Origin of the sequence: Sarcina sp. DSM 11001, from assembly GCF_900101015.1 — a bacterium.
Classification (GTDB): Bacteria; Bacillota; Clostridia; order Lachnospirales; family Lachnospiraceae; genus CAG-791.
On sequence record NZ_FNFZ01000014.1, the window covers coordinates 102,248 to 112,383 of the forward strand.

General features: G+C 48.7%; 8 protein-coding genes. 1 reads left to right on the forward strand and 7 read right to left on the reverse strand.

What is annotated here, in order from left to right; genetic code table 11:
- Positions 1-307 precede the first annotated feature (307 nt).
- From BLT02_RS09210 to BLT02_RS09225, 4 genes are all read right to left on the reverse strand, one after another.
- Positions 308-1,399, reverse strand: a complete 1,092-nt coding sequence (locus BLT02_RS09210; RefSeq protein WP_092994142.1) for a LacI family DNA-binding transcriptional regulator — start codon at positions 1,397-1,399, stop codon at positions 308-310.
- 329 nt (positions 1,400-1,728) lie between these two features.
- The gene (locus BLT02_RS09215) at positions 1,729-3,042 is read right to left on the reverse strand and encodes a hypothetical protein (RefSeq protein ID WP_092994145.1); all 1,314 of its coding nucleotides are present in this window, start codon (positions 3,040-3,042) and stop codon (positions 1,729-1,731) included.
- A gap of 187 nt (positions 3,043-3,229) precedes the next feature.
- Positions 3,230-4,051, reverse strand: coding sequence for an SDR family NAD(P)-dependent oxidoreductase (locus BLT02_RS09220; RefSeq protein WP_092994148.1), 822 nt, complete (start codon positions 4,049-4,051; stop codon positions 3,230-3,232).
- Positions 4,052-4,129: 78 nt separating this feature from the next.
- Positions 4,130-5,167 carry an NAD-dependent epimerase/dehydratase family protein gene (locus tag BLT02_RS09225; RefSeq protein WP_092994151.1) on the reverse strand — a complete coding sequence of 346 codons (1,038 nt, stop codon included), beginning with the start codon at positions 5,165-5,167 and terminating at the stop codon, positions 4,130-4,132.
- Between the two features lie 413 nt (positions 5,168-5,580).
- Between BLT02_RS09225 and BLT02_RS09230 the strand changes: the two genes are divergently transcribed.
- Entirely contained in the window at positions 5,581-6,573 is a 993-nt protein-coding gene (locus BLT02_RS09230; RefSeq protein ID WP_092994154.1) for an amidohydrolase family protein, read from the forward strand.
- 80 nt (positions 6,574-6,653) lie between these two features.
- Here BLT02_RS09230 and BLT02_RS09235 read toward each other — a convergent pair whose 3' ends face one another.
- The 3 genes from BLT02_RS09235 to BLT02_RS09245 all read right to left on the reverse strand — a co-directional run bounded on the left by BLT02_RS09235 (position 6,654) and on the right by BLT02_RS09245 (position 9,976).
- Positions 6,654-7,916, reverse strand: a complete 1,263-nt coding sequence (locus BLT02_RS09235) for a hypothetical protein (protein WP_092994157.1) — start codon at positions 7,914-7,916, stop codon at positions 6,654-6,656.
- Positions 7,917-7,983: 67 nt separating this feature from the next.
- Entirely contained in the window at positions 7,984-8,217 is a 234-nt protein-coding gene (locus BLT02_RS09240; protein WP_092991158.1) for a hypothetical protein, read from the reverse strand.
- A 43-nt stretch (positions 8,218-8,260) separates the two neighbouring features.
- Positions 8,261-9,976, reverse strand: coding sequence for an IS1634 family transposase (locus tag BLT02_RS09245; protein ID WP_092991159.1), 1,716 nt, complete (start codon positions 9,974-9,976; stop codon positions 8,261-8,263).
- Positions 9,977-10,136: the final 160 nt, after the last annotated feature.

The window sequence follows — 10,136 nt, forward strand, 5'->3', positions numbered from 1 at the left end:
TACCGGCATTTTGTCAATTGAAACCGGTTTCAGGTATGTCGTTTTCAATCATTTTGCTACAGTACACGCCCTATCGATGGCGTGTACTGTAGCTTGCGAAAATCCCATTCCAAATCGCTTCGCGATGGGATTTTCGCCGTAAAACTCGGGTTTTTCGCGAAAAAGCCGCGAAAAACACCTCGAGTTTCGAGGGAGTCTGTACTGTAACCTCATTTTTCCACAAAAAAAAGCCCGGAAACCTGCTGTTTTTGTCAATCTGTGCAAGTTCCGGGTTTCTCTTTATTATATTTGTCAACCGATATTCATATTATTGAAAACTGCTTTCGAAATGCTGTGTGCTCCCCCATTCCCTGTCGCTCTTCTCTCGCAATGTCGTTTCCCGCTCGATCAGAACCGGCTGGATGATCTTGTGGATCGGTTCCTTGGATGGATCCGGACGGCGCTGGCGCATCTTCCTCATTTCTTCACTCAGAAGAGAGACCGCGCTTTCCGCCATTTGCTGAGCCTGTTGTCCGATCGTCGAGATCGGAAATACGGCGTCCAGAGCGATGGGGGAATCATCAAACCCCACGATCTGATATTCGGAAGGAATTTTCTTACCGCATCTCAGGAGAATGTTCAGGATGGTGTTTGCATAGGTATCATTTCCCGCGAAGATCCCCGCTTTCTCTCCGCCGCGGCAGGCCTCAATCTTCTCCAGGATCCCTCCGATCTGCTTTTGAAGGCTCTCCTGATCCGGTCTGTAGCGAAAATAGTATTCCTGGTGAGAAATACCGTTTTTTTCACAATAATCCACAAATCCGGGAATCCTGTCCCTGGCAGGAAGTATATATCCCGGGGGGACCTCCGAATTGATGTGAAACAGCTTCGTACAGCCCCGTTTCCTGAGAAGTTCCGCGGCCATCTGCCCGCCAAGATAGTTGTCCGTCGTGATACTGTGGATCGACCTGTCCTCCCGTTCGATCGCCACGATCGGAATGCCGGTACCGGCCAGCTCCTCAGAAGAAAGGGTATTGCTCAGGACGATCATCCCTTCAACTTTGTAGGCCATCAGCTCCTGGAGATATCTGCGCTCCACCTCTTCGTTGTGGTCCCCGTTAAACACCAGGAATTTGAATCCAAACTCCCGGTAGGTTCCCAGAATCTTATTAAGGATCTGATAATAAAAATGATGGTACAGGTCGGGAAGCAGGATTCCGACCATTTCTGTCTTCCCGTTTGCAAGCACTCTGGCGACCTTGTTCTGCCTGTAATCCAGCTTCTTCAGGGCTTCAGAGATCGCGTCCTGTTTTTCCAGCGTGAGCGAATCCCGGTCATTAAAATATCTCGATATGGTTGCTTTGGAAAAGCCTGTGTATTCTGCTATATCCTGATAAGTAACTGCCTGCTTTCTCCCCATATAGAACTCTCTTACTTTCAAACATCTTGCATTCAAAAAATCCCGCCAGGTTCAAGTTTTATTCACTTGATTCACTGTCATGCATTTATTCATTGTAACATACTTTATAATGAAAAAAAAGTATAGTTTGTGTATAGCAGGAACATATAAAAAGGAGCGTTCTGGTCGGGCTTTTGAATAAGGCTGAGCATTATTTCGTTCCTCAGCCGCGAAAACCTCCTCTTGACAAATAATCTGTATTTCTGTGACAGGAGGAGTAAAACGAAAGCTTTCGAGGACATTAAAACAGCTCCCCGTCCAGGAATCTTTCCGGGGAGCCGCTCTGCGCATCAGTGCTGAAATACCTTTTTAAAAAATTCTTTTAATTTCTTCTGTTTCTCTTCCTCGATCCCGTCAAACCGGACACCGGACAGCGGGCACGAATCCTTTCGGATTATTTCCACAGGAATCCCTGCCGCCTCCAGTTCCTGGCAAAAGGCTTCAAAAAACACTTCCGACAAAAAGCTCTGGGCAAACACTAAGCAAAAACTGCCGTTAATGCAGGCCGCTTCGATCTGTACGTCGAAGGCGTCCGGTTCCGACAGGTAAAAGATTTCCCGGATATAGGGATCCAGTGGTCCAAGGCTTCTCAGATTGGGATAAGAGACACAGGCTGTTCCTCTTGATACAAAATCAAGGGCAAGATCAGTCATCACAGACCTTAAAGGCAGAGGCAGTATGTCTAACATGTCAGCCCCGCTCTGCATGGTTTTCACATAATTCATAGAATTCTCAGGCTGCACCTGCAGCATGAGCTGCCCCCGGGCGATCGTACACATTTTTTCCAGACTCTCATTTTCTCTGTTTTTGGGAAAGTCCAGATAAACAACGTCCGAAAGAAGGTGGTAACTGTCATAATTGCCCAGGACAGCTTTATGATTGATGGAAACACCGATCAAAACCGTCTTATCAGATTCCGGATCCATACGTCTGACTGCTTTTGCCAGCAGAACGGACAGGAGCACATTGGGACTTCCGTCACTGTCCTGACAGATCTCCATCACTTTCTCTTCCGGAATCTTCAGGAAGATATTTTTCCCTTTTTTCAGCTTATCCGCCAGTTTGGCATGGATGTCGTAAAAGTCGGAAGTAACTTTTTTCTTATAAAAAGTCTCCGGTACGGCATCCAGATTCAGCGAGGGGAAAGGATCCCCGGTTTCATTTTCAGAAATGGGGTCACCGGGAAGGCGAAAGCCGGCAGGGTCAAACTCTATGCCTGTTTTCCGTGACAGATATAAGTACAGCACGCTTTTAAAATAGGGAATCGCCCCGGACCCGTCCGAAATAACATGTGACATCTCGATTGCAAAGGCATTTCCTTCATATTTGAAGGTGGTCATATGATAGTTAACTTCCTTCGAATGAAGGAAGGTCGGTTCCCAGGTATTGCGGACTGTAATCGGCAGCGGATTCGGAACAGCAATCAGTTCGTTGCCTGAGAGTTCGGCGCGCACATAAAAATACGGGAAACGTTCCCTCAGGGTTTCAGCAACTTCACCGAGGAGCTCTCCATCCACCGGTTCCTGAAGGACCGCCATCATCCCCATGTTATTTGGATGCCTGGAAGTACCGGCAAAGAGCATCGGTTCATAGTATTTGGCCATAAAACAATCCTTTCTTAACTCACTGCGCACTGCTGCATACAAGCCGCTCAAACCCTGCCGGCGCAAACAGTTCCCTAAGCCATCCATCATCGACGGTATTAAGGAACTGTTACTTGATCAATTCGTTCCTGAGAACATTCTGTTATTACCGGAATTGATTACCGGAACCGGCTTCCGGACCTGGTTCTTAAGATTTCTTTCCCGTGGAAGCACCGCCGTCGATCAGCACATCGATTCCACTGAGATATCCGTTTCTGGCATCCGCGATCGTGGCAATGGCGAAGCCCAGCTCCTCAGCTTTGCCCATTCTGTGTTCACAGGATCTCTCGATCATCTGCCTTGCGAACTCCGACTTCTCTACTTCCTGGGTACCCATATCCGTCTCGATCAGACCGGGGCTGACGGAGACCACGCGGATCCCCTTCGGGCCATACTCATGCGCGCATTTCTGGGCATACCACACGACAAAATTTTTGCTCAGGCAATATGCCAGACCGGATTTGTTGTAATCATCGCCTGCCAGATTTGCCTCGCCGAGCATATGCCTGACAAAAGCGTCTTCCTTATACTCTGCTTCTTCGAAAATCTGATGCTTGATCAGGAGACCCGGCGCTTCATAGGCAGAGCTGGACGCAACGTCCACAATGACACCGCCGTCCTTCATATATTTATAAAATTCCATGTTGACATTCTTTGTTCCCACGGCGTTGACCATGATGATCTTTTCCGCGTCCGCCATTGTGGGTGACAGTCCGGCCGCATGGATCACGGTCTTGATGGTTCCGAGGCTGTCAGCAAACAGACACAGTTCATGCACGTCTTTCCTGACGGATACGTCGCAGGCGATCAGATGGACCTGGTGTCCTTCCGCCTCAAGCTGTTCTTTTGCTTTCTCAAGCTTCGAAACTGTTCTGCCTGTCAGTACCAGGATCACATCCTTGTCTATATTTCTGGCGGTCTCCAGCCCCATGCCGCTTCCGCCTCCGGTGATCACACAAACATTCGCCATCTTCCTTCTCCTTCTCTTATTGTTCACAGTATTTTTGCCGTCAACAGCAATCTATTTCCGACAGTTGGTACCTCTGCCTTATGATTCCTTTTTAATGATCCCTTGTGCCAACAGCCATTCGATCATATCATGGATGGTCTCCTCATAGGGTCTGGTCGTATAGCCAAGTTCTTCTTTCGCCTTCGTGGAATCAAACTGATTGTTCCGTGTCAGGTTATAAATATTAAAGGAAGTGAGGACCGGCTTTTCGCCTTTCTTTTCCGCGATCCTCTCCATCAGGAAGCTCATAATATTAGCTGCTACCGGAGGAATAAAAACCTTTACCTTGCTGCCGCTGCTGTTCTCCGTGATCATATTGCAGAAATCTTTGAATGAGATGACTTCATTCGCAAGGATATAACACTCCCCGCATCTTCCTTTATCAACGGAACTGATAATGGCATTGGCCAGATCTCTCACATCGCAGATATTGAAGTTGCCGTCGATCCCGGCCGGCAGCTCGCCGTTGATAATATTGATCACATTCTGCATGATCTCTCCCAGCGCGTAGTCGCCGGGGCCCATGATCCCGCTGGGATGAACGACGCAGGCATTCAGTCCCTTATGATGGCAGGCATCCAGGACCTCCTGGGTGGCAAGCGCCTTGCTCATGGAATAGCAGCCCAGGACCTTGGTCTCATCAAAATAATCAACTTCCTTGATTGGTGTCCCCTGGGGGAGCTCCGGGATCGCTCCCGTACTGGAACAATAGACCAGCTTTTTCACGCGGGGCGTGCTCAGGCACAGCTCGATGATATTCTTAGTCCCTCCGACGTTCACATCGATGACCTTCTGGTTGAAGTCCGGACTGGAGGTGACGATGCTGGCAATGTGCAGAACGACGGCATCCCATCCTTCGGGAATATCAAAAAACGGTTTCAGGCTCTCGATATCCGAAAGATCTCCTTCTACGATTTCTGCTTCCTCTGGCACAAATACTCTGGCCGGGTCATTGGGCAGAATGAAAACCCTCACTTTTTTTCCCTGATCAACCAGCTGACGGCATACGGTGCCGCCCAGAAAACCGGCTGCCCCGGTCACCATATACAGCGTGTTCTGATTTGCTTCTGCTGCCATAACGAGATCTCCTTTCTTAAATAATGCTTCTTTCCATAAAATCCATAAAATTCCTTAGGAATTCTATGTAAAAAAGATCCCAACCGATTCTCCTGAAACAGTAGGTAAATAAGTGAAATTACCGATAATCTGATTATCTGTGGGGCAAAAAGCGATTGCCATCTCCCGAAACCAGACTGGTCTTTGTATCTTAATCAGTCTATCACGGGCCCGCAAAACCGGTCAAGGCTGACAGGAAAGCGGGACAGGAAGATCTGGATTCCGGTGTTGCAGTTACTGGTCACGCCCTTCAAAAGGGCGTGTGGCAACAAAGATTATTTACAGATCACTGCCTGCCTTTTTTTGTTTTTCACAGGTTCTACAACTGTTATAATTGAAATGGAAAAACTGAGATTGACTAATGGAGGCTTGCCATGATCTATAATCGCGACATTGATATCTGCAGGATGAAAACAGAGCCAAGATACGACATTATTGATTCCCACCTGCATTTTCTGGACTTCACACAGGATTCGGACGGCTTTCCTTCCCTGGTAAGAGCCATGGATGCAGCAGGTGTTTCCGAATCTGTTGTTTTCGGCATGCCCATGGCTAAAAAATGGGATTATCTGATGAAAGAAAGGCCGGCGTACTATCTGAGTAATGACAGCAGATGCTATTACTACTCGGGAACCGATCACATTCTGGCAAATGAGCTTCTTTCCGCCCCTGAGGAGATCCGGAAGAGATTCCATCCTTTCTGCTGCGGTTTTGACTGCACAGATAAATACGCTGCCACGCAGATCGAGCGTCTGCTGAAAATGTACCCCGGGTTCTGGTGCGGGATCGGCGAACTGATGAGCCGTCATGACGACCTGACTGCGCTTACCTATGGGGAAGGCATCCATATGGACAGCCCTGCTTTTCGCATGATCTACGACCTGGCTGCCGATCACGGTCTGCCCGTCCTGGTCCATCACAATATCTCTCCCCAGAATGCCATTAAGCCCTTATATGAGGAGGAACTGATCCGGGCACTGGAGCACAACAGAAAATGCAGGATCATCTGGGCTCATGTCGGTGTCTCCCGAAGGATCGAGCTGGAAGAACTCCTAATCATTGCCGGACAACTGCTCCATGACCACCCGAATCTCTATGTGGATATCTCCTGGATATTTTTTGAAAATTATATCCGGGGGGAAATGATGCACGGCAATTACGAACCGGAAATCTTTACAGAAATGTGGGCGGCACTGATCGAAAAGTATTCAGACCGCTTTATGATCGGTTCCGATAAAGTCGGCCACTGGGAGACCTATCCCGATGAAATCGGCAAATACTATATGCTTCTGGACAAGCTGAGTCCCGAAACGGCAAAAAAACTCTGCAGGGAGAATGCATTATCCCTGATCAGGAAATGGGATTAGGCAGGCTGCGCGCGCAGCTTATCTCCGGAGTCCGGCACAATGCTGATCGTCAGCAATACGATCACCCTGTCTGCAGGCTGTCAGCTGATCTCGATCTGCGGCAGCCTGCTCTCCATCATTTCTCCGAGTTCGTAGGGAATGCCTTCTTCCTCCAGTACCCTGATAAATTCCCGGACAAAGTTCTCGTCCCTGTTCAGGACCTGGAAGGCGATGCAGAATTTGTCCCCGGCCGAGTTGACCTCGAGCATGAGATGGCCTTCCGTCAGGCTGTAAACCTCATCAACATATTCAGACAGACTTCCCCAGTCCACATTGCCGACATAACTGACATTGAAGGTGTCTTTGACTCCGGAACGAAGGGGACTGTTATTTAATGCGTAAGCGGTCTTCAGTACTTTGCCGGGGATTTTGTCGATCTGGTCCCTGTAGGCCGCGACCTGTCTGTACGTCTTCCGGCTCAGTTCCGGCTGCATCTGAAGGTACATCGCCCCCCTGGTCACGGTACTGAGTTTTTCGATCGGCCAGTCTTTCATTCCCGGCAGGTACCTGGCATGAAGGACTCTCACGAGGTCTCTGTAGGTCTCCGGGCAGCCCACATCCTGTCTGTAATTGCAGACAATTCCGGCTGAGATCTGTCTGGCGTTCGGGAACACTCTGCTGCACATTCTGAACATTGCGGCGGAAAGAATGGAATTCGGGCTGCCATCGTTATCACGCGCATATTTCATGAGGGCAGACCGGTCTATGGTGATCGGATAAAAAACCTGTCCTCCTTTAGACGGGTTTGTCAAATAAGGCAGGTATTCCAGAATGGGCACATAACTGTTCCCGCCTGTATATTGTCCGATGATCTCCTCCTGAGGAAATGATCCCGGATCCGGAACGGCCGTCTCTTCGGGTGTGATCGGACTGTCAGGAGTAAGAATTCCCGCAGAATCTATCGCATATCCGTCATCTGTCAGATACTGCCACAAGGTCGATTTGACCCACAACATGGCCCCGCAGCCGCCGCAGAAATTATGGGAAAAGTTAAAATACACGGTACTCTGGCTATACGTAATCGCAAACAGGAGGCCGTTTGTCTGCTCAGCCCCCAGTCTCACCGGGGCTTCTTTCTCTTCAAAAACACAAATCGGTTTTTCGCACGGCTCCAGGACATAGGCGCCATGCTCATCTGTCCGGACTGTCCGGGAATAATATGGAAACCTCCGGAAAGCTTTCTGCGCAGCTCCCCTGAGTACTTCGCCGTGTACGGGAACGTTCAGTTCGACAATGATTCTCACAGTATACAGAGAGGACTTTGTGACTTCATATAAGAGGTAGCTGTCAAAATCGTATTTCATAAATCGTTCCCTCCGATTTCAATGTTAACTTCCAGTAATTTTTAACCCTCAATCTTAAACAGCTGCGTCAGTCTTCGTTCGGATTCGAATCTCCAACAAGGAACGCCATGATCTCTTCGTATGACTTTGCGCTCTCCTCGATCGCTTTAAGTAGCTCCTGTTTCTGAAGTTCGAGTTTTTTCTTCTGGAGTTTATTGAGTTCCTCCACAGCTGCATCGTATTTATCCTTCGCCTGGAACACCGCAGCCTTAGCTTTCTCAATCTTCTCGTCGAGCGGGATGGTCCTTCTTGTCCTTGCCATGGTGTGATCCTCCTTAAACGGATGCTGCGTCAGAAACGGCTTTCTATTCAGCTGCTTCCTGCTCGATACGGACCAGTTCGGCGCTGAGCTCTTTCGCTTTGAGTTTGATGTCCTGGGCAGTCATTCCGAATGCTTTTAATATTGCCTTTTGTGTCGCAGTGACTGCATGGTCAAGACGGTATTCGTTGTCAGGGCTCTTTATCATTTCGATCTTTTCCAGTTCCCTCAGCGCTGCCGGGACCGTCATGAAGTTAAGCTTTTTGTCGTTCCTGATCATCTCTTCCTTCAGACGGTTGTAAATCTGGTTCCTGATGATGAGAGCTACGAACTCGATGAAAACCTTTGTGTCAACTGATTCACTGCCATATACGCGTTCCGCCCTGTCCCCGAGATAGGATTTATCACCGCGGAAGAGTTTTTCCGAGCTGTCCCTGCCCTTGTAGAGCGTCAGCGCATCTTCTGCCGACATCTTGTCAGAGGTAATGATGACAAAATAACCGCAGAGCATGATCTCCTGGTCAATGACATCTATTCGTTCTCTTGCGCAGCTGAAGGCTTCATCGTCTTTGCCTTCATGAAAATAGATCAGGTCAAAGTATTTTGCGTATTTTCCGGTCGGCCGGACCTGAAGGCCCTGCCAGGACTTCAGCTGTTTCGCCATCTGGTCGATGTCCTGTTCCAGTTTTGCCCGCTCCGCCGCGTGTTTTCCTTCACTGTAAAAAATATGGAAGTACCGCTTCTTCTCATCTGAAGGATACAACTGACGCCTTACTGTTGTCCCGTTTACCCTGAATGCCCGGATGCTGGTCGCGCGGCTCTGCTCAAATGTCCCATGGACTTCCAGGATGAGTTCCCTGACGAGTTTCTTCATCCCTTTGACCATGATGACGAAATCATAGCCTTTGCTGTCCATGAAGTGGATATTCCCCTTGCTGAAATATCCACGATCCAGGATAAAACCGATATGTCTGTAGCCGTAGCCTTCCGCTTTCTCCAGCATAAACTGGAGTTGTGATATGTCCACGATGCTGCCCGGATAGGCTTCATAAAAGAGGGGTTCCCTGTTGTCCCGGTCATAAGCGACCGAGTAATTAAATACAGGCTTGTCAGACCCCTCTTTGGAATGACCGGTCTCGGCCAGGTCGATCTCGCCTGCCTGGCAGACCTTGTTCGTGGAATCATAGGAAATATAGATCTTCTCCCGGTGGTCTCTTTTTGCGTTCCATTCATTCAGGAATGCGATGCGCTGGTCATCTGTTTCCTTCCCCAGGAAATCAGATATCTTCGAATCGCTGTAGACCTTCATCTCCTCAGTCATGAGCGGATGGTTATACGCATAAGACGGGTAATACTGTGCAGCATTCCCCTCCGTCATGATGGAATACACTGCCAGGTCCATGAACAGCCCGGCGTCCTTTCCGATGATCTTTGCGATCATACGGTCAAGAAAGTATTCACTGATCACTTTCCGGATCACGAAGTAGGCTCCGACATGCAGGCAGCTGCTGCGCTCAGGGCCTTCCGCCTCGTCTGGAAGTAACACCTCCGGAAAAAAACGGAGAAAGTTTGTATTCGGCGCCATCATTCCCGGGCGGTCATCAATGGCCTTTCCGATACAAACCCGCTTTGGCTTGTTATATTTCTTTTTGGCATCGTATATCCGCCCGGTCTCATAGTAAATATACGGAGTGTTCCTGATCCTCTTGACGGACAGTTTTCCAGTTCCCACTGGCATCGGAACGGTGAGATTAAGGTACATATAGCCCCTCCTTATTGAGGGTTAATTATCCCTTAATCATTATCCCATATTCAGTCTGTTTTTGCAAGAAAAGTCGTTGAAATCCCGCATATTTACTGGCTTTTTTGTTGGAAATGGCACTGCCTCTCAGTTTGAGGGTTAATTATTCTGGAAGTTAACA

What these genes read in the sequence shown, in the direction of transcription:
- BLT02_RS09210 (WP_092994142.1), bottom strand. Translation starts at nt 1,399, where the DNA reads ATGGGGAGAAAGCAGGCAGTTACTTATCAGGATATAGCAGAATACACA.
- BLT02_RS09215 (WP_092994145.1), bottom strand. Translation starts at nt 3,042, where the DNA reads ATGGCCAAATACTATGAACCGATGCTCTTTGCCGGTACTTCCAGGCAT.
- BLT02_RS09220 (WP_092994148.1), bottom strand. Translation starts at nt 4,051, where the DNA reads ATGGCGAATGTTTGTGTGATCACCGGAGGCGGAAGCGGCATGGGGCTG.
- BLT02_RS09225 (WP_092994151.1), bottom strand. Translation starts at nt 5,167, where the DNA reads ATGGCAGCAGAAGCAAATCAGAACACGCTGTATATGGTGACCGGGGCA.
- BLT02_RS09230 (WP_092994154.1), top strand. Translation starts at nt 5,581, where the DNA reads ATGATCTATAATCGCGACATTGATATCTGCAGGATGAAAACAGAGCCA.
- BLT02_RS09235 (WP_092994157.1), bottom strand. Translation starts at nt 7,916, where the DNA reads ATGAAATACGATTTTGACAGCTACCTCTTATATGAAGTCACAAAGTCC.
- BLT02_RS09240 (WP_092991158.1), bottom strand. Translation starts at nt 8,217, where the DNA reads ATGGCAAGGACAAGAAGGACCATCCCGCTCGACGAGAAGATTGAGAAA.
- BLT02_RS09245 (WP_092991159.1), bottom strand. Translation starts at nt 9,976, where the DNA reads ATGTACCTTAATCTCACCGTTCCGATGCCAGTGGGAACTGGAAAACTG.